This is a genomic window from Plantactinospora sp. B5E13 (genome assembly GCF_039871775.1).
Lineage (GTDB): Bacteria > Actinomycetota > Actinomycetes > Mycobacteriales > Micromonosporaceae > Plantactinospora.
Map to the genome: position 1 here is coordinate 1 of NZ_JBDPLT010000010.1, position 17,858 is coordinate 17,858.

At 69.8% G+C, this 17,858-nt stretch carries 18 protein-coding genes, 3 tRNA genes and 1 pseudogene; 13 read left to right on the top strand and 9 right to left on the bottom strand.

Translation table 11 applies throughout. The features are described 5' to 3' along the window. Both ABGB05_RS11535 and ABGB05_RS11540 read left to right on the top strand, forming a co-directional pair. A pseudogene (locus ABGB05_RS11535) lies at positions 1-122 on the top strand (IS630 family transposase); the annotation flags it as partial. 6 nt (positions 123-128) lie between these two features. Next, entirely contained in the window at positions 129-443 is a 315-nt protein-coding gene (locus ABGB05_RS11540; RefSeq protein ID WP_347653411.1) for a DUF2750 domain-containing protein, read from the top strand. A gap of 136 nt (positions 444-579) precedes the next feature. On the opposite strand, the gene ABGB05_RS11545 is transcribed toward ABGB05_RS11540, so the two are convergent. From ABGB05_RS11545 to ABGB05_RS11560, 4 genes are all read right to left on the bottom strand, one after another. After that, positions 580-903 (bottom strand): integrase core domain-containing protein, encoded by a 324-nt coding sequence (locus tag ABGB05_RS11545; protein ID WP_347653248.1) that lies wholly within the window; start codon positions 901-903, stop codon positions 580-582. A gap of 177 nt (positions 904-1,080) precedes the next feature. Then, positions 1,081-1,359 (bottom strand): hypothetical protein, encoded by a 279-nt coding sequence (locus tag ABGB05_RS11550; RefSeq protein WP_347653249.1) that lies wholly within the window; start codon positions 1,357-1,359, stop codon positions 1,081-1,083. A gap of 56 nt (positions 1,360-1,415) precedes the next feature. Continuing rightward, positions 1,416-2,303: a methyltransferase domain-containing protein gene (locus ABGB05_RS11555; protein WP_347653250.1), complete on the bottom strand. Its 888-nt coding sequence runs from the start codon at positions 2,301-2,303 to the stop codon at positions 1,416-1,418. A gap of 13 nt (positions 2,304-2,316) precedes the next feature. After that, positions 2,317-2,931: a hypothetical protein gene (locus ABGB05_RS11560; RefSeq protein WP_347653251.1), complete on the bottom strand. Its 615-nt coding sequence runs from the start codon at positions 2,929-2,931 to the stop codon at positions 2,317-2,319. Positions 2,932-3,345: 414 nt separating this feature from the next. Here ABGB05_RS11560 and ABGB05_RS11565 point away from each other — a divergent pair, with 414 nt between their 5' ends. Beyond that, positions 3,346-4,536 (top strand): epoxide hydrolase family protein, encoded by a 1,191-nt coding sequence (locus ABGB05_RS11565; protein WP_347653252.1) that lies wholly within the window; start codon positions 3,346-3,348, stop codon positions 4,534-4,536. Between the two features lie 55 nt (positions 4,537-4,591). Here the strand turns inward: ABGB05_RS11565 and ABGB05_RS11570 are convergent, their stop codons facing one another. The 3 genes from ABGB05_RS11570 to ABGB05_RS11580 form a co-directional block, all read right to left on the bottom strand. Then, positions 4,592-5,788 (bottom strand): DUF6596 domain-containing protein, encoded by a 1,197-nt coding sequence (locus tag ABGB05_RS11570; RefSeq protein ID WP_347653253.1) that lies wholly within the window; start codon positions 5,786-5,788, stop codon positions 4,592-4,594. Continuing rightward, positions 5,785-6,210, bottom strand: a complete 426-nt coding sequence (locus ABGB05_RS11575; RefSeq protein WP_347653254.1) for a YciI family protein — start codon at positions 6,208-6,210, stop codon at positions 5,785-5,787. Before ABGB05_RS11575 ends, ABGB05_RS11570 begins: the two co-directional genes overlap by 4 nt. Positions 6,211-6,282: 72 nt before the next feature. Continuing rightward, positions 6,283-6,786 (bottom strand): hypothetical protein, encoded by a 504-nt coding sequence (locus ABGB05_RS11580; RefSeq protein WP_347653255.1) that lies wholly within the window; start codon positions 6,784-6,786, stop codon positions 6,283-6,285. Between the two features lie 140 nt (positions 6,787-6,926). Between ABGB05_RS11580 and ABGB05_RS11585 the strand changes: the two genes are divergently transcribed. Together ABGB05_RS11585 and ABGB05_RS11590 are read left to right on the top strand one after the other, a co-directional pair. Continuing rightward, positions 6,927-7,826, top strand: a complete 900-nt coding sequence (locus ABGB05_RS11585; protein WP_347653256.1) for a BTAD domain-containing putative transcriptional regulator — start codon at positions 6,927-6,929, stop codon at positions 7,824-7,826. A gap of 69 nt (positions 7,827-7,895) precedes the next feature. Next, positions 7,896-9,155, top strand: coding sequence for a hypothetical protein (locus ABGB05_RS11590; protein ID WP_347653257.1), 1,260 nt, complete (start codon positions 7,896-7,898; stop codon positions 9,153-9,155). A 160-nt stretch (positions 9,156-9,315) separates the two neighbouring features. Here ABGB05_RS11590 and ABGB05_RS11595 read toward each other — a convergent pair whose 3' ends face one another. Together ABGB05_RS11595 and abc-f are read right to left on the bottom strand one after the other, a co-directional pair. Then, positions 9,316-10,209, bottom strand: a complete 894-nt coding sequence (locus ABGB05_RS11595; RefSeq protein ID WP_347653258.1) for a virginiamycin B lyase — start codon at positions 10,207-10,209, stop codon at positions 9,316-9,318. Then, the gene (abc-f, locus tag ABGB05_RS11600) at positions 10,202-11,872 is read right to left on the bottom strand and encodes a ribosomal protection-like ABC-F family protein (protein ID WP_347653259.1); all 1,671 of its coding nucleotides are present in this window, start codon (positions 11,870-11,872) and stop codon (positions 10,202-10,204) included. The genes ABGB05_RS11595 and abc-f overlap by 8 nt, the downstream gene beginning before the upstream one ends. 853 nt (positions 11,873-12,725) lie before the next feature. On the opposite strand from abc-f, the gene ABGB05_RS11605 reads away from it, so the two are divergent. The 8 genes from ABGB05_RS11605 to secE all read left to right on the top strand — a co-directional run bounded on the left by ABGB05_RS11605 (position 12,726) and on the right by secE (position 17,832). Beyond that, on the top strand, positions 12,726-15,263 hold the full coding sequence (locus ABGB05_RS11605; RefSeq protein ID WP_347653260.1) for a bifunctional diguanylate cyclase/phosphodiesterase: 2,538 nt from the start codon (positions 12,726-12,728) through the stop codon (positions 15,261-15,263). Between the two features lie 113 nt (positions 15,264-15,376). After that, a tRNA-Thr gene (locus tag ABGB05_RS11610) sits at positions 15,377-15,449 on the top strand. A 26-nt stretch (positions 15,450-15,475) separates the two neighbouring features. Further along, a tRNA-Met gene (locus tag ABGB05_RS11615) sits at positions 15,476-15,548 on the top strand. A gap of 133 nt (positions 15,549-15,681) precedes the next feature. After that, entirely contained in the window at positions 15,682-15,849 is a 168-nt protein-coding gene (gene rpmG / locus ABGB05_RS11620) for a 50S ribosomal protein L33 (RefSeq protein WP_046567246.1), read from the top strand. Between the two features lie 229 nt (positions 15,850-16,078). Continuing rightward, positions 16,079-16,525, top strand: coding sequence for a MaoC family dehydratase N-terminal domain-containing protein (locus ABGB05_RS11625; RefSeq protein WP_347653261.1), 447 nt, complete (start codon positions 16,079-16,081; stop codon positions 16,523-16,525). A gap of 1 nt (position 16,526) precedes the next feature. After that, on the top strand, positions 16,527-16,919 hold the full coding sequence (locus tag ABGB05_RS11630; RefSeq protein ID WP_347653262.1) for a MaoC family dehydratase: 393 nt from the start codon (positions 16,527-16,529) through the stop codon (positions 16,917-16,919). A 184-nt stretch (positions 16,920-17,103) separates the two neighbouring features. Then, a tRNA-Trp gene (locus ABGB05_RS11635) sits at positions 17,104-17,176 on the top strand. 326 nt (positions 17,177-17,502) lie between these two features. Beyond that, positions 17,503-17,832 (top strand): preprotein translocase subunit SecE, encoded by a 330-nt coding sequence (secE, locus tag ABGB05_RS11640; RefSeq protein ID WP_347653412.1) that lies wholly within the window; start codon positions 17,503-17,505, stop codon positions 17,830-17,832. The last annotated feature ends 26 nt before the right edge of the window (positions 17,833-17,858 follow it).

Here is a 17,858-nt window from a genome sequence, read left to right on the forward strand (position 1 = left end):
ACTACCTACGCGTGCACAACGACGACCCGAAACCATTCGTCTGGACCGCCACCGCCGAATCAATCCTGGCCAAGGTCCGACGTGGACGAGTCGCTCTCCAGCAAGCGGCAAGCCAAAACTGAGACAGGATACTAGAGGATGACGGCTCCTACATCGCGCCCCACAAACCCGATGGGAGCCGGGCGATGCCCTTCTGGTCGCTGCGGTCACGAGCGCAACGTGTAGTCGAACAGGTGCCCGCTTACAACGGGCTCGAGATCGTCTCCATGCCGTTCGATCAGTGGCTGGGCGATTTTGTGCCCTGGTTAGCGGAGCAGGGAGTCCTGATCGGCGTCAACTGGAGCGGGGAACGAGCCACCGGCTACGACGTGAGCCCTCAAGACATGCTCGGCTGGTTCACCGGGCTCGAAGGCGGCTCATCGCCTACAGCTGCGATTGATTGACCGCCAGGCTGCCCCCTTCCCCCGATAGGTGCCAAGGACTGCGGCGCCGGCGGCCGGGGCCTTGGGATTGGGTGTGTGGATCTAAGGGTGTTTCCGGCCTGACGTGTCAATCCCCTGGAATCGTGGAGGGCTCCGTTTATGCGGCCTGGGCCTCCAGGGCGCGGGTCTCTGATCGTTCGTAGTCGATGGGTGAGCGCCAGTCGCAGACGGAGTGCCGGCGGCGCCGGTTGTAGAAGTCGGTGATCCAGGTGGCGATCTCCAGACGGGCCTCGGTACGGGTGCGGAAGTGACGGCGGTGCACGTACTCGACCTTGATGGTGGAGAAGGTGGCCTCGGCGACGGCGTTGTCGAAGCACGACCCGACCCGGCCCATCGACTGGCGTACCTTCCAGCGGTCGCAGGCCCGGGCGAAGTCGGCCGAGTAGTACTCGCCTGCTGTGCCCCGCCCTGACCTGGTCAAGACCCCGATTGCCTGTGCGCGGTTCCCGAGCAGCACGATCCGGGAGACCGAACCTGGTTGCGGTCGTCCGCATGACTCACGCCGTCGTGATTGCGGCAGCCCACCGGCGTAGTGACGCCTGCTGGCCCGAGGCTGGACCTCGATCCGCCGCCCGCCGCCGGACCCGGGTGGGGATCGTCAATCGGAGCCGGGGACGGAGGTTTCCGCATCGACACCGGATTCGACATCGGCGACCTCGTCTTCGGGGATCCTCGCGACGAGGATCTGGAAGCTGCCAGCCTGCAGCGGCGGCCAGGCGGCGAGCGGTGCTCCGGCCAACTCCTCCGGCACGCCGTCGAAGACCGTGCCGAAGACGTAGTGGCCCTCGTCCACGCTGTAGCCGTTCGCCCACACCTCCAGTTGGACCCCCGACCTCAGCCTGACCAACCATCGGGACGGTGCCACCGCGTACTTCACAGCGGGGATGGTACGTGCCGGACACCTCCGGCGCCCCTCCTGTGTCCCGACGGCGGTCAGACCCGTTCGAGCACCAGCAGGCGGTATTCGAGCCAGCGCCGCGCCAGCCCCGCCTGCAGTGCCGAGCCGCCGATCATGTTGGCCCAGAAGGGCTTCTCGACCAGCCGGTCGCGCACTGGAGGCAGCACGCCCGCAGCGCCCACGAGCACGTTGATCACCCGGTCCCGTGGGCGTCCGAGGTGCAGGTAGCTGGTGAGATCCAGGTTTTCGCGCAGGCGCAGGCCGGCGGACTCGCCGATGGCGGCCAACTCCGCCACGGTATGCAGGCCGCCGACGCGCCAGCCGGCGCGGAACTGGTCCAGGCAGCGCTCGCGGGCCGGAAGCCCTCGATCCTTGTCGGTCATCCAGTCGTCGCACAGGACCAGGCGACCGCCCGGCACCAGGCGTGCGGCCAGGGATGGGACCAGTTCCGCCAACGACGGCGAGTGGATCACAGCCTCGATGGCGACCATGGCGTGGTACTGCGGCTCGGCGGGGAGCTGGGCGAAGTCCTCGCGGATAACGCGGCAGCGTTCGGTCAGCCCCTCGGCCGAGAACCGCCTCTCGGCGATCTCGGCCTGCACCTGGCTGATCGTCACGCCGGTGACCTGGGCGTCCATCGCCCGGGCCAGTTTGACCACCGTCGCGCCCACGCCGCAGCCAAGATCAAGCACTCGTCCCTCGCCGGCCGGTACGTGGCCGCTCAGACGCTCGACCACCAGGCGGTTCACCGCGTTCGCGGCCTCGGCGGTGTCCGTGACCCCCGGCATCCACAGGCCCCGGTGGATGGCATCGTTGCTCGAACTTTCGCCGAAGCGCAGGAAGCGCCGGGTGTTGGCGTCGTAGTAGTCCGCCACGCGGCTGACATGCTCGGTTGCGGCGCTTTCGAGTGACTTCGAGCGCATAGGCGGCAACCTATCACGCATCCCGGTCGGCAGCGTCGGACGCGGTGATCCCGGTGGATGCGGAACCAGTGGGACGCGTAAGACCTGTACGACCACCAACGTCACGGGCGCGCGTACCTGTTCTCACCCAGGTGGTGAACGCCCAGAGGACCAGCAGCACCGCGCCCGTGGCACCGATGAGGACCGCGTACGGCGCCACGACATCGGACACGCTGACCCAGCTCGGCACCCGGGCGTCGTGCACGATGCCGAGACGCTTCGGGTCGCTGCCGTCGTTGATCGGTAGCGTCAGCACCCAACCACCGCCGCACACGGCGAAGAACCCGCAGATCGGCCCGATGATCCGGGGCGACCGCGACCCGGGTACGCGTGCCCGCCGAGCGGCGATCCACAGGGTCGGTACCAGCACCGCCGTCACGCCCAGCCGCAGGTAGGCGAAGGCCGCCTCCAGCAGGAAGGCGATCGCCCCGTTCTGGCTGTCGCCGTAGTTGAGCAGTTCCTTGATGTGGAGCAGGTCCCAGACCGTCACGGCGGCGTTGAGCAGCAGCCCGGCGTTGAGCACGGCGATCGGAATTGGCATCCAGGTGAGCTGCTGTCGACGGCGGGGCACGCTGGCGTCGATGGTCACGGGGGTGATCGTACGAACCAGTTGTGTGTGAACGGTGGTGCCGCCGTGCAGGTCTTGGATATGTGCCGTCCGTTGGCTGGACAGCTTCCGCCACAAGGCCAATCACCCTTTCTCCATCAGATCGCCTCTCGCGGGAATCGAGCCCGCACCGCCAGCGTGGAGATTGGGTTTCTCGACCTTGCGGATTGCGCCGGACAGTGGAACCGGACGGCACCCCCGGCACGACGATCGGTCGGTTCTTCCGGGCCCACACACCTGGGCCGCTCCCCGAGCCGGCGTACAGCCGCACCGGGGTTATCGGCCCTGAGACGGCCGTTTTGGTCCGCCGGTTGCCGGACCGGTGCGACGATGGACGCATGTGAGCCCTGCCGGCGCCCCGGCGCGCCGGTCGATTTGATCCGGCGGGTGGAGAACATGTCCAACGACAGGAAAGTCCGTTCCTTCCGGCTCGACATCCCGGAAGAAGCGATTGCTGATCTGCGCCGCCGGATCGCGGCCACCCGCTGGCCCAGTCGGGAGCTGGTCACCGACCGGTCGCAGGGGGTTCAGCTGGCGACGGTCCAGGAACTGGCCCGCTACTGGACTACCGAGTACGACTGGCGCGCGTGCGAGGCGAGGCTGAACGCCCTGCCGCAGTACACGACCACCATCGACGGCGTCGAGATCCACTTCATCCACGTGCGGTCGCGGCACGACAACGCCCTGCCGCTGATCATGACGCACGGTTGGCCGGGCTCGGTCGTCGAGCTGCTCGGGGTCATCGGCCCACTCACCGACCCGACCGCGCACGGCGGCACCTCCGACGACGCGTTCCACCTGGTGCTGCCGTCCCTGCCGGGCTACGGCTTCTCGGGTGAGCCGACCGAGCTCGGCTGGGAGTCCGGCCGCATCGCCCACGCGTGGGCGGAGCTGATGAACCGCCTCGGCTACCCGCGCTACGTCGCCCAGGGCGGCGACGTGGGCGCCAACGTCACGGACGCGATGGGCCGCCAGGCGCCCGAAGGGCTGCTCGGCATCCATGTCAACCTGCTCTCCGGTGCCATTGCTATCAAGGACCAACTGCCGGTGGAGTCCGAGCCGGAACGCACGGCGCGCAAGGCGCTCGAGACGTTCACGACGGACGGCTTCGGTTACTTCCTGGAGCAGTCCACCCGACCGCAGACGATCGGCTACTCGCTGCTCGATTCACCCGTCGGGCTGGCGGCCTGGATGCTCGACCACGACACGGACAGCTACTACAAGATCTCCCGCGCCTTTGTCGACGGCGAGCCGGCGGGCAGCCTCACCCGGGACAGCATCGTCGACAACATCACGCTGTACTGGCTGACCGGCACCGGCGCCTCGGCCGCCCGGTGGTACTGGGAATTTGGACGGTTCGTGGCCAAAGCCAGGGCGTCCGGCCAGGCTCCTCCGCCGGTCTCGGTGCCGGTCGGCTTCACGACGTTCCCGGGCGAGATCTGGGCTGCCCCGCGCAGCTGGGCCGAGATGGTCTACCCCGGCCTCGCCTACTTCAACGAGGTCGACCGCGGCGGCCACTTCCCCGCCTGGGAGGAGCCGGCGCTCTTCTCCGCCGAGGTCCGGGCCGCGTTCCGGCCGATGCGCTGACTGTGAACCCGCGGGCCGGGACGGTCAACCGGCTCGCCCGCCCGGCCCCCGGTGATCAGGCCCAGCTGAGTCGCTGACGGAGCAGGGACTGTTCGGCGGGGTTGGCGGTCAGCGCCAGTGCCGCCTCGTCAGCCGCCCGTGCCTCGTCGAGCCGATCCAGGTCACGCAGGAGTTCGGCCCGGGTGGCGTGGAACAGGTGGTAGCTGTCCAGTGTTCCGGGCAGCGCGTCGACCTCGGCGAGCGCGGCGGCCGGGCCGGCGACGTACCGGTTGGCGATCGCGCGGTGCAGCCGGGTGACCGGTGACGGGGCGAGGTGCAGCAGCATGTCGTAGAGCACCCGGATCTGCGCCCAGTCGGTCTCCTCCCACCGGGATGCCTCGGCGTGACAGGCCACGATCGCCGCCTGGAGCTGGTATGGGCCGGGGCGCCGTCGCGCGGCGGCGGCGCTGATGAGCCGGGTCGCCTCGGTGATCGCCTGGTGGTCCCAGCGCGTCCGGTCCTGGTCGGCCAGCCGGACGAGACGACCGTGTACGTCGAACCGGGCCGCTGCCCGGGCCCGGTGTAGCCGGATCAGGGCGAGCAGCCCGGTCACCTCCGGCTCGCCGGGCATGAGGTTGTGCAGCGTCGTGGCCAGGAACTCGGCGTCGTCGGCCAGGTCCCGACCCCGCGCCGGCTCGGCGCTGCTCGGCAGGTAGGCCTCGTTGAAGAGAAGGTAGACCACGGCCAGCACCACGGCGAGCCGCTCACCGAGCTCGTCCGGACCGGGGACCCGGTACGGGATACCCGCTTCGCTGATCTTTCGTTTTGCGCGGGTGATCCGCTGACCGACGGTGCTTTCCGGGATCAGGAACGCCTTCGCGATCTGGGCCGTGGTCAGCCCGCACACCACCCGGAGGGTGAGCGCCACCTGGGCGGTACGCGGCAACGCCGGATGGCAGCAGGTGAAGATCAGTCGGAGCAGGTCGCCCGGGTCGGGCTGGGCGGGCCGACCCAGGAGGGCGAGTTTGCCGCGGTGCCGGGCATCCCGGCGCAGTACGTCCAGCCCACGGCGTCGGGCGACGGTGTGGAGCCAGGCGTCCGGCCGGTCCGGGATCCCGTCCACCGGCCAGTGCCGTAGCGCCGCTTCCACCGCGTCCTGCACCAGGTCCTCGGCGGCGCCGAAGTCACCGGTGAGGTGCACCAGGGACGCCGCGAGCCGGCCCGCGTGGTCACGTACCACCCGGGCCAGCTCGTCGTGCGGCACGACGGTCATCCAGCGATCGGCCGGATCTCGACGACCGGGCAGGCGGGCCAGGCCCGGACCATGGCCAGCGCCTCGTCCAGATCCGCGACGTCGATCTCCACGTAACCGCTGACCACCTCCTTGCCCTCGACGAACGGGCCGTCGGAGACCAGGGGTTCGCCGCCGGCCAGGCGTACGGTCGTCGCGGTGTGCGCCGGCAGCAGATGGGTGTGGTGGGTGATCTTGTCGCTGTGGTCGGCGAACCACTGCTGCACCCGCAGGTAGGCGCGTTCCTGCTCCGCACCGTCCATGGCCCGCAGGTCGGCGGCGAACTGCTCGGTGTCGACGAACATCAGCACGTACTTCATCGTCCGGTCCTCTCGGTTGCCGGTCAGCGGCGCGTACCGGTCGACCTCGTCACCGTGCACCGCCGACCGGGCGGCGGTCGTCATTTCGTAGACGACCGGCGGGAGCCCCGATCCGACATCCGGGCGACTGAACCTCATCCCCGGCCGTCCCGGACGTCAGTCGAGCCGTACCGAGTCGGCGATCGCGTCGGCGGTCGCCGGATCGTCCGCGACCGCGACGACGACAACCTGACGGTCGGGGATCAGCACCACCCGCCGGGCCCGGCCGTCCGGCAGTACGTCCGCGCCGCGCCGTACCGGATGGCCGGCCGCCGTGCCGTCAGTCGTCGCGACCGCCGCAACCGGGTCGAGCGCGAGGTTCGTGGCCCGTCGGATCTCGGCGTAGTCGACCCGGGGCGCGGGCGTCAACGCGCAGGCCGCGACGTCGGTGACGTCGACGAGGTAGGTGTCCCGCACCGGTGTGCCGCATTCGGTGGCGTTGCGGTCCCACCCCGCCGGCACGGAGATGCGTACCCCGGCGCTGGTGACGGTCTGCTCGCCGGCCGGCCCGCCGGCCCGGGATGCCACCAGGTACCAGCCGGTCAACGTCGCCGCGACCAGCGCCGCGACGGAGATCAGCAGGATCCGGGTACGTCGACGGCTCCGCTGGTCAAGCTTCATTCCGCTCGAACCCTCTTCTGCTGCTACGGCTTCCCCACGGTACGTCCCGACGAGCCTAGACGACGAAAACGGGTAGACAGCGTCTCCTCGTGCGAGACTTTCCGACTCAGGCGCGTCGATGCACGGGGGAGAGCTCATCGATGACTGACGTGGATGCCTTTGGCGTGTCGCCGGTGGCGACGGATCGGTCGTATGCGAAGGATGGTGCGGCGGCGAGGCGGTTGGTGGTCCAGTTGTTCGGGCGGACGGCGGCGTGGCGGGGTTCCGAGGAAATACCTCTCGGTCCGGCGGGACAACGCGCCCTCTTCGCGGTGCTGGCACTCTCCGCCGGACAGCCGGTGATTCATCGAGAACTCGTGGAGGCACTCTGGACGGACGAACCACCACGTGAGGCAACCAACATCATTCAGACGTACGTGAAGCGGCTACGGCGTGCCCTGGAACCGGAACGCCCACCACGAATGCCGAGTGACCTGCTGGTACGGGTGGGCGACGGCTACGCGCTCCGGGTCGACCCGGCCTGCGTGGACCTGCGCCGGTTCCGGACCATGGTGGACGCTGCCCGGACGGCCCGCCGTCAGGGTGACCACCAGCGGGTCGTCCTCCTGCTCGACGAGGCGATGCGGACCTGGCAATCACCCCTGCTCGCGGACATTCCCGCCCTCGCCAACCATCCGCTGCTCACCGCGACGGCCAACGAGCGCTTGACGGCGGTGTGCTGGCACGCCGAGGCCGCGCTGGGGCTGGGCGCCGCGGACGAGGTACTGGCCGCGGTGGCCCGGGCGGCCGCGGCGGCCCCCCTGCACGAGGGGATCCACGCGTGGCTGATCCGGTTGCACTGGGCGATCGGACAGCGGGCCGAAGGGCTGGCCGTCTACCGACGGATCGCGCAGCGGCTCGCCCGGGAGCTCGGGGTGGAGCCGGGACCGGAGTTGACGGGCCTGCGCCGGGCGATGATGCGTCCCGGTCCGCGCGGCGGCCGGGTCGGGGCGGCACGTCGGTCCAGTCACCGACCAGTCCGCGTCCATTGGCGCATGTGACCATGGTGCCGCCGTCCCGCGTGGCGGGCCGGCAGTTCCAGCCGCTCCGTGGAAAGGACGAGGTCTGACATGACTTGGCATCGCAGCCCTGGGCCCTCGCGTCGACTGCTGGTTTTCCTCGCGATCGGCGCACTCGGCCTGGCGGCCGGTACGCCTGCCGGGGCCGCTCCGGTCGGGAAGCCGGACACCCCGAGACAACTCGTTTCGGCCGGCAGCGTGGGTGCCACCGACGTGGAGCGGGCGCAGGCACCGCTCGTGGCGCTGTCCGATCGGATTCAGGAGCAGGTCGCGAAGCAGCGCCTCCCGGGCTTCGCCGGTGTCGCGGTCGACATCCCCGCCCGGCAGGTGATCCTCTACTGGAAGGGCGACGTGCCGGCGTCGCTCACCACCGGAGCGATGATGGCCAAGGGCGTCCGGCTGGCCACCGTCTCCGTGCCGTACTCACTGGCCGAACTGGACCGTGAGGCGCGGCGGATTGCCGAGCAGAACCAGGCCACCGTGGCCTCGGTCGCGCCGCGTACCGACTTCACCGGGTTGACCGTGGCACTGGACCGCGCCGCCTCGGCCGGGTTGGCCACGTCGTCCGCGATCGCCAGCGAGATCCCGTTGACCTTCACCACCACCTCCCGCCCGGAGCCGGCGGTGAACCGGTGGGCCGACGAGGTGCCGTACTGGAGCGGCAACGCGATCGAGCGGCCGGCCGGCACCGGACGGGTCTACCGGTGCAGCACCGCCTTCGCGGCCAGGACGACCACCAACCAGAACGTCATGGTGACCTCCAACCACTGCGGGACGTTCGCCGAGTGGGACACTCCAGGTGGCTGGAGGGTCGGCACCTCCGGCCGGGGGCACGCGCCGCTCGACAGCATGCTGATCAGCGGCAGCTACTACGACCTGAACATGTACGTGGGCGACTACCAGTCCAACACCGGAGTGCCGATCTACGGCGCCGGAAACCCGGCGCTGAACTCCTGGGTCTTCGCCTCCGGCTCGCACTCCGGGGCGTCGGTGGTGGGGGTCGGGGCGGTGAACGTCTACATCAACCTGAACGGCGTCGGAACGGTCGGGCCGGGCTTCTACACGGTGAACACCGACGGTGTGGCGTCGATCGGTCAGGGTGACAGCGGCGGTCCGGTCGCCCAGGCGGTGGCGGCCAACGGCGGCACCGCGATCTACGGCCGAGGGGTCATCACCGCTGGCACTCCGAGCACCACCGGGGCCTGCCAGGGTGTGCAGAACCGGCAGTGCTACACGCAGGCCTTCCACGTGAACATCTACGACATCATGGCCTACTGGGGCATCATGATCGGCAGCAGTGGCGGGGTGTGATCCCGACCGGTACGGGCGGGCACGGGGAAATCGTCCCGTGCCCGCCCTGATCTGTCGACGTTCACCGTGAACCGACATACCGACATACCGACGATCAGACGACCAGCGGCGAGCTGTCGTACGGGTCCGCGGGCCGGAGACATCGCCGAGCGGGTGTCCGTCACGGCACCATCCGAATGACACGGCCGATCTCCAGCGCGACCCAGGGCACGCCGTCCGGGCCGATGGTGATGCCGTGCGGCTCGGATCCGGGAGTCGGCAGCTCGTACGCCCGGATCTTGCCGTCGGCGGTGATCCGGCCGACCCGGTTGCCGCCCCACTCGGTGAACCAGCAGCCGCCGGCCGGGTCGGCCACGATGGCGTGCGGACGGGCGTCCCGGTCCGGCAGCGGGAATTCCTGGATCTGTCCGTCCGGGGTGATCCGGCCGAGCTGCCCCGCCCCGATCTCGACGAACCAGAGTGCGCCGTCGGAGCCGGCGGTGATGCCGACCGGTGCGGCTGCCGGCGTCGGCAGCGGATGGACGGCGGTCGTACCGTCGAGGTCGAGTCGGCCGATCGCGTTCGCCTGGTTGAGGGTGAACCAGAGCGCGCCGTCCGGTCCGGCGCTGATCATCGCGGGCATGCCCTGCCTGGTCGGCAGCGGATACTCGGTGACCTCGCCGGCGACGCTGATCCGACCGATCCGGTCGGTGTTCATCTCGGTGAACCAGAGCGCACCGTCGGGGCCGGCCGTGATCCCGTACGGCCCGGACTCCGGCGTCGGCAGCGGGTACGACGCCACCTCGCCGGTCGGCGAGATCCGTCCGATCCGGTGGTCCCGGATCCGGGTGAACCACAGCGCCCCGTCCGGCCCCACCGTGATCACGGACGGCCCGGCGGCACCGTCGACCGGGTAGCGCTCGGTACGGCCGTCCAGGGTCAGCCGGACGATCGTGTCGGCGTGCACCAGGGTGACCCAGAGCGCGCCGTCGGGGCCGGTCGTGATCCCGTACGGCCCTTCACCGGCTCCGGAGACCGGAATCTCCCGGACCGAGGGTCCAGTGTGTTCACTCATCGCCGTTTCCTTCCACTGATCGGGCGGGGCCGAGCCGGCCGCCGGAGATGGTGTGGTGTGCGCCACGCCAGCGTTGCCGGAACCGCCGGTCGTGGCTGACCACCACCAGCGCCCCGGGGTAGTCGTCCAGGGCCGTCTCCAACTCCTCGACCAGCCCGGGCGACAGGTGGTTGGTGGGCTCGTCCAACAGCAGTACGTCGACCGGCACGCTGAGCAGCCGGGCCAGCGCCAGCCGCTGACGTTGACCGGTGGAGAGCCGGCCCACCGGGACGGTGATCCGGTCCTGGTCGAACAGTCCCAGGGCCAGCAGTCGGGCGAGGTGCTCGTCGGCGGTTCCGGGCAGCCCGCGCCCGAAGGCGCCGAGCAGGGTCTCCCGAGGGTCGTCGACAGTCACCTCCTGCGGCAGGTGACCGATCCGACCTCGGCGGACCACCCGTCCGGAGTCGGGTCGCAGGGTGCCGGCCAGCGCGGCGAGCAGGGTGCTCTTCCCCGCCCCGTTCGGTCCGGTGAGCAGCAGCCGGTCACCGGCCCGTACCGTCAGGTGGACGTCGTGGAGGCGGTCCCGGACGGTCACCGCCACCGCCTCCAGCAGCGGTGCCCGATCGGTTGGTGGTGTTGCGTCGGCGGGCGGCGTCGGCCCGGGACACACCCCCAGGGTGAACCGGAGAGGCTCCGGGGGCGGCGGCACCGGGTGCGCGATCAGCCGCCGTAACCGCTGTTCGGCGTTGCGGACCCGGCTCGCCACCGACTGTTGCACGCGGCCGCCGTGTCGGTCGTACGCCATCTTGTTGCGGTCCTTCATCAGCCGACCCGGCGCGACCGCGCGGGCGGTGGTCGCGGCGATCTCCCGCAGCCGGTCGACCTCGGTCCGCCAGTGCAGGTGGGCCTCGGCCCAGCGGCGCCGCGCCGCCGCCTTCCCGGCCAGATAGCCGGCGTACCCGCCGCCGTAGCGAACCAGGGTGCGGCGGTCACCGTCCACCTCGATCAGTGTGTCGGCGACCTGTTCGAGGAGGACACGGTCGTGCGAGACGACGACTGTGGTCCCGGAACGACCGCGCAGGTGGTCGGCGAGCCAGGTCAGTGCCGCGTCGTCGAGGTGGTTGGTCGGCTCGTCGAGCAGCAGCACCTCCGGATTGGCGGCCAGCACCGCCGCCAGGTGCAGTCGTGCCTGCTCGCCGCCGGAGAGGGTGCCGAGCTGCCGGTCCTGGTCGACGGTGGCCAACCCGAGGCCGTGCATCGCCTGCTCGACGCGGGCGTCGGCGTCGTACCCGCCGCGTAGCTCGAAGACGGTCAGCAGGTTGCCGTACTCGGCGAGGTCGCGCTCGTCGCCGTCGGCGAGTTGAGGTTCCAGCGTCCGCAGCCGGGTCTCGATGCTGCGCAGTTCGGCAAGCGCGTCGTCGATGACCTGGCGAACGCTCAGGTACGCCGGCAGTGGTGTCTCCTGTTCGAGGTGTCCCAGGCCGCCGTCGGCGACGACGGTCACCTGTCCCTCGTCGGGTTTCTCCTGACCGGCGAGCAGCCGCAGCAGGGTGGACTTGCCGGAACCGTTCTCGCCGACGATCCCACTGCACTCGCCCGGGGCGATGGCGCAGCTGACCGTGTCGAGGACGACGCGTTCGCCGTACGACCTGGTGACGGCGTGGAGGCTGAGTTGGGTGGGCATCCGGACACTCCGAAGCGTTGGCGGTCATGGCCGTCGTCCGGGGACGCGGCACGGGACACGGGGAACGCTTCACAAGAGCATCGGCGGACTCCTAAACGCGACGACTGTGGCCATAAGATCCTTGCACGGTGCGACCCACCCGGCAAGGCGAATTTCCCGAGTCGCCCTGCGACGCCGGTTCAATCCTGTGGGTGACACCGAGCAGCCGGACGGTGGCCCGGGGTGTGGCCGGGCGCCGCTCGCGCTCTGCAGTGGACAGTACGTTCCGGCATATCTGACTATTGGTTGGACAGTGTGATGCCTGCCTGATGGTGTTCTGCCCGCAATACCCGACTTAGCTGGTAGGCGCTGTTTGAACGGAATACCTTCTCGGTGGGCTTTTGCTAGGGCCGAACCATCTACGGGCGGTGAGTCGCATTGAGCGCCGAGTGAATCATGTCGGCCTTCTGCCGCTGAGATGGTTGCGGCCAAGAGGCGACGTTACCCCTACCGAACGGTTGGACTTCCCCGGATGCATGGTTCCTCGGGTGGGTGACGCCTTTGCGGTGACTGCCGACTGTGGCACCAGCATGGAATATCTACTTCCTCCACCTCACCTCGACGGGAGCAACCAATGCCTGCATGGAGGCTGGGCCGGCTTGTGGGCTCGCTCCTGCTGCTCGCGGTGCTCGCCATTGGCAGCTACGCCGCCAGCGCGGGCGGATTCACGGACCTTGGCCAGCGTTCGGTCGCAGATTCCGTCGACTCGACGACAGCCGACTCGCCAGCTCGCACTCACGCTGTCCTTGCCACCGAATGGGGTTGGGTTTAGGCGGCCAACCACGCCGGGAGGGCTCCGAACACCAGGAGAGACATGCCTGACCGCCCGACACCGACCCGGAGCTCAGCTGAACGTGCCTGGTTGATCACCGGACCGCTCGCGATGGTGGCGGTCGTACTGGCGGTCGTGCTCGGAATGTCGGAGGACCAGCCGTTCCGGAACTGGCCTCTTGCGATCGGACTGCTGGGCCTTGTCCTACTGGCCGAGTGGCCGGTCCTGCATGTCGTCGTGCAGCGCCAGGTGGCGATCATCACGATCACCGAGATCTGCCTGCTTTTCGCGTTCGTCCTGGTGCCACCGTTGACGGTGGCGGTGATCTTTACGCTGAGTGCGCTGATCGCCTACCTGCGCCGTCGAACCGTGGCGACGAAGTTCTGGTTCAACGTGGTGCGGCGAGCGGCGGCCGTCTCGATGGCCGGCATCGTGCTACTGGCCCTGCCCGAGATGCGGGGCTTCGGACCGGGCACCTGGGCGATCCTGGCTGCTGCCGTCGGCAGCCACTCGTTGGCCACCCTTGCCGCCGTTGCCGCCGTCTTCGCCCTGATGCACGGCGCGCAGGCCGGCTGGGAGGTGGTACGTACCTCCGGGCCCGGCCTGGTCACCGTCGGGATCAACGTCGCCGTCGGCCTGGTGATAGTGATCTGTGTGCGGGCGAACCCGTGGTCGGTACTGCCGCTGCTCGCCCTGTTCGGCGGGGGAGTCCTGCTCTACCGGTCGTACGGCCAGTTCTTCCGGCAGCACCGCGCGCTCACCGACGTCTACGAACTGACCAAGGCGATGAGCGCGAGCAGCCAGGACGACGCGCTGGCCGACGCATTGCTGGGTCGGGTCCGGACGATCATGCACGCCGAGTACGCCACCCTGTGGGTACCGGCCCAGGGCCGACACCCGGAGGTGCTGCTCACCGCCCGGGTCGAGGATCCGGGGCTGCTCGATCTTTCGCGGACACCGGTGATGATCCGGGAAACCGCCCGCGAACAGGGTCGGACGGTCACTGTGGGCAGGAATCTCGGTGGGGACCAGCGGATGCGCGAGGCGTTGCGCGATGCAGGTGTCAAGGAGGTCATCGTGACGCCACTGCGCTCCGGTCAGGTGGTGATCGGAACACTGGAGGTGGTCAACCGGATCGGTGGCCGACCGGTCGGCCACTTCACCCCGGCCGACGTCCAGGTTCTCGAGACCATCGCGGCGCACACCGCCGTGGCGTTGGAGAACTCGCGGCTGGTTGACCGGCTGCGCTACGACGCGTACCACGACGGGTTGACCAATCTGCCCAACCGGCGTCGCCTGACCAGTGCCCTCGAGGAGGCGGTCCGGGTCCGGGCGCCGGACGAGGTCGTGGCGGTACTGCTCTTCGACGTGGCGGGGCTCCGCCAGGTCAACGAGTCGGTGGGACACGCCGCGGGTAACAAGGTGCTCATCGAGGTCGCCGCCCGGCTGCGCGCCGCCGCACCGCCGGGCGCCCTGGTCGGCCGGGTCGGCAGTGACGAGTTCGTGGTGACGCTCCGGCTGGAGAGCGTCGACGCAGCGGTCGCGCTCGCTGGCGAGTTGCGGGGGCAGATCCGGGACCAGATGGTCTTCGACGCGCTGGTCCTGGACGTCGACACGGTGGTCGGGGTCGCGGTCCACCCCGACCACGGTAACGATCCGGCGACCCTGCTCCAGCGGGCCGACCTCGCGGTGACCAGGGCAAAGTCGTCACCGGACGGGGTCCAGCTGTTCAGCCCCGGGCTGGAGTCGCGTTCGTCACGCCGGCTCGGCCTCGCCGGCGACCTGCGCCGCGCGTTGGAGAACGCCGAGGTGGAGGTCTACTACCAGCCGAAGGTCTCGCTCACCGACCGACGGCTGCTCGGCGTGGAGTGCCTGGCCCGGTGGGAGCATCCGGGGCACGGTGCGGTCGCCCCGGAGGACTTCGTCGCGGTGGCCGAGCACACCGGTCAGCTCGGGCATCTGACCGAGCTGGTGATTAGCGAGGCGCTGCGGCGCAGCCGGGACTGGACCGCCGGGGGAGAGCCGCTTCCGGTCGCCGTCAACCTCTCCGCGCGTACGCTGTCCGACCTGCAGTTCCCGGCCCGGGTGCAGGAGCTGCTCACCGAGTACGACGTCGCCCCCGACCTGCTGACCCTGGAGATCAACGAGGCAGGGGTGCTGGACGGCACCGAGCGGGCCGTGCCGGGCCTGCGCCGGTTGCGCGACATCGGGGTACGACTCTCCGTCGACGACTTCGGCAGCGGCCACTCGTCGCTGTCGTACCTGCGTCGGCTGCCGATCAACGAGGTCAAGGTCGACCGGTCGTTCGTGCAGGGGATGGCGACCGACCCGGTGGACCTGGCGATCGTCAACGCGATCGTGACGCTGTCCCAGCAGTTCGGTCTCGCCGTGGTCGCCGAGGGGGTGGAGAGCGAGCTCACCCTGGAACTGCTGCAGGACATCGGCTGCCGGATCGGCCAGGGCTTCCTGTTCAGCCGCCCGCTGCCGTACGAGCGTCTGGAGGCCTGGTACGCCGCCCAGACGGAGGCCGAGCCGCCTCCGGCCATCGGCGACGTACGCCGGCTGCGGGCCGTTCCCTGAGCGTCCGGGCGCCGTCGCCGACGCCCCGTCCCGGGGTGGGGGGATCTGATTTCACCTCTCGGCGCATGCCGTGTACTCTTACCTCTGCGCGCCACCGGAAAGATCGCGTGCGCGCCCCCTTAGCTCAGTCGGCAGAGCGTCTCCATGGTAAGGAGAAGGTCTACGGTTCGATTCCGTAAGGGGGCTCAGAGGGTTCAGCTGGACCCGTCCACGGCGGTGTAGCTCAGATGGCAGAGCAAGCGGCTCATAATCGCTGTGTCGCCGGTTCAAGTCCGGCCACCGCTACTTTTCGGTAGCCGGAAAAGTCCGGAACCGAAACAAAAAGGGGCGCCGCCGGCGCCCACTTTGCGTGTCCGCGTGGCAGGCGTCTACGCTGGTACGTCGTAGTTGAGTCCGTTATCGAGGAAGGCGCCCCGCCGTGGCCAAGGCGACCGATGTCCGTCCCAAGATCACTTTGGCGTGCGTGGAGTGCAAGGAGCGCAACTACATCACGCGTAAGAACCGCCGTAACGACCCGGACCGCATCGAGCTGAAGAAGTTCTGCCCCCGGGACGGCAAGCACACCCTGCACCGCGAGACCCGCTGACACCGGGCCGACCCCGGTCGGCCTCCCGGTTTCTCTGATCGCCGTCCCGACCCGGCGAGCGTGCCCCAGGCCCGCTCGCCGTCGTCGGGGCGGCGATGTCGTTTCCGGGCGGGGAGGCCGGCGTCCGGGCCGGCCGACGGTCGGGAGCTGACCGGTCCGGGACCACACTCCGGGCCGGCCCGTCCCGGGCTCACCGGCCGTGCCGAACCGGCCGTGTAGGTTCGGCGGCATGTCCCTGGACCCGTCCTTCGTCGGCCGTACCTACCCGCCGACCGCCCCCTATCAGGTGGGGCGCGAAAAGATCCGAGAGTTCGCCACCGCGATCGGCGCCACGGACCCGGCCTACCACGACCCGGACGCCGCGCGGGCCCTCGGCCACGCCGACGTCGTCGCGCCGCCGACCTTCCCGATCGCGCTCACCATGTCGGCCAGCCGCCAGATCGTCGACGACCCGGAGCTCGGCATCGACTACAGCCGGGTGGTCCACGGTGACCAGCGGTTCCAGTACGCCCGGCCGGTGGTCGCCGGCGACGAGCTGGTCTGTGTCAACACGGTCGAGGAGATCACCGCCCGGGGTGGGCACGGTTTCCTGACCACCCGGACCGAGGTCAGCACGCCCGCCGGGGAGCCGGTGGTCACCGTCTGGTCGAAGCTCGTCGTACGCGGAGAGGCCTGACATGGAACTGACCACCCGGACCTTCCGGATCACCCGGGCCGACCTGATCCGCTACGCGGGGGCCTCGGGCGACTTCAATCCGATCCACTGGAGCGACCGGTTCGCCACCAAGGTCGGGCTTCCCGGAGTCATCGCGCACGGCATGTTCACCATGGCGCTGGTCGGTCGGGCGGTGACCGACTGGGCCGGCGCCCCGGACGCGGTGGTCGAGTACAACGTCCGGTTCACCCGGCCGGTGGTCGTCCCGGACGACGACGAGGGCACCGAGATCGAGGTGAGCGCGGTGGTCCGCGAGGTGACCGAGGACGGGCTGACCCGGCTCGACCTGACCGCGACCTGCCAGGGAGAGAAGGTTCTCGCCCAGGCCCGGGCCGTGATCCGTACCCCGGCCTGAGGTTGCCGGACGGCGGTCGGCGGGCCGGTCACGGGGCAGGTACGGAGGACCGGTTGGGAAACTCGTGCCTCTACCCGTACACTGGTCCGCCGTGGGGCAAAGTGCCCCCTGTTCAGGCGTGCATGCTCGGGTAACGTGCAGCACTGTTGGCGTGCCAGCCTGGTCAGGGTTCACCTGCCCCCACAGGGGTGTAGCTCAATTGGCAGAGCAGCGGTCTCCAAAACCGCAGGCTGCAGGTTCAAGTCCTGTCACCCCTGCGCCTACGGCCTGACCGATCCCGGGATCGGCGTCGCCACCACCACTGGCGACCGGCCCGTGTTGGTGGTGTCGGCGGGGCTGACCGAGCGGAGTGTCCGCCGAGGTCCGTTCCTCCGCCTCCGCCGGCCGCGGGCCGTTCCGGGGGACGGTCGTCCGGGGGTTCGGTCGAGGGCGGTCAGCGCCTGCGGCGGAGACTCCGGGGCCGGCGTGACCAGCGCAGCACGCGTTCACCGACGCGTGTACCCACCACCCGGCGACGGAGGGCGAAGTGGCCGAGAAGAATCGGCGCGACGAGGACGACAACGACCGTCTCGAGAACGAGGCGATCGATGACGTCGTCGACGATGACGCCGACGACGAGGCGGAGGAGCCGGTCTCGCGCGGTGGCACCGCCACCCGGGAGCGGACCAGGACCGACTCGGCGGACAGCCGCAAGACCAGGACCGACGGGCGGGTCGGAATCTTCGGCCGGCTTGCCCGGTTCTTCCGCGAGGTAGTGGCAGAACTGCGTAAGGTCATCTGGCCGACCCGTAAGGAGCTGCTTACCTACACCGCCGTGGTGGTTGTGTTCGTCGCCGTGGTGCTGACGATCGTGGCCGGGCTGGACTTCGCCTTCGCGAAGGGCGTGCTGTGGGTCTTCGGCGGCTCCAGCTGACCACCTGCCCCACCTGCTAGTGACGG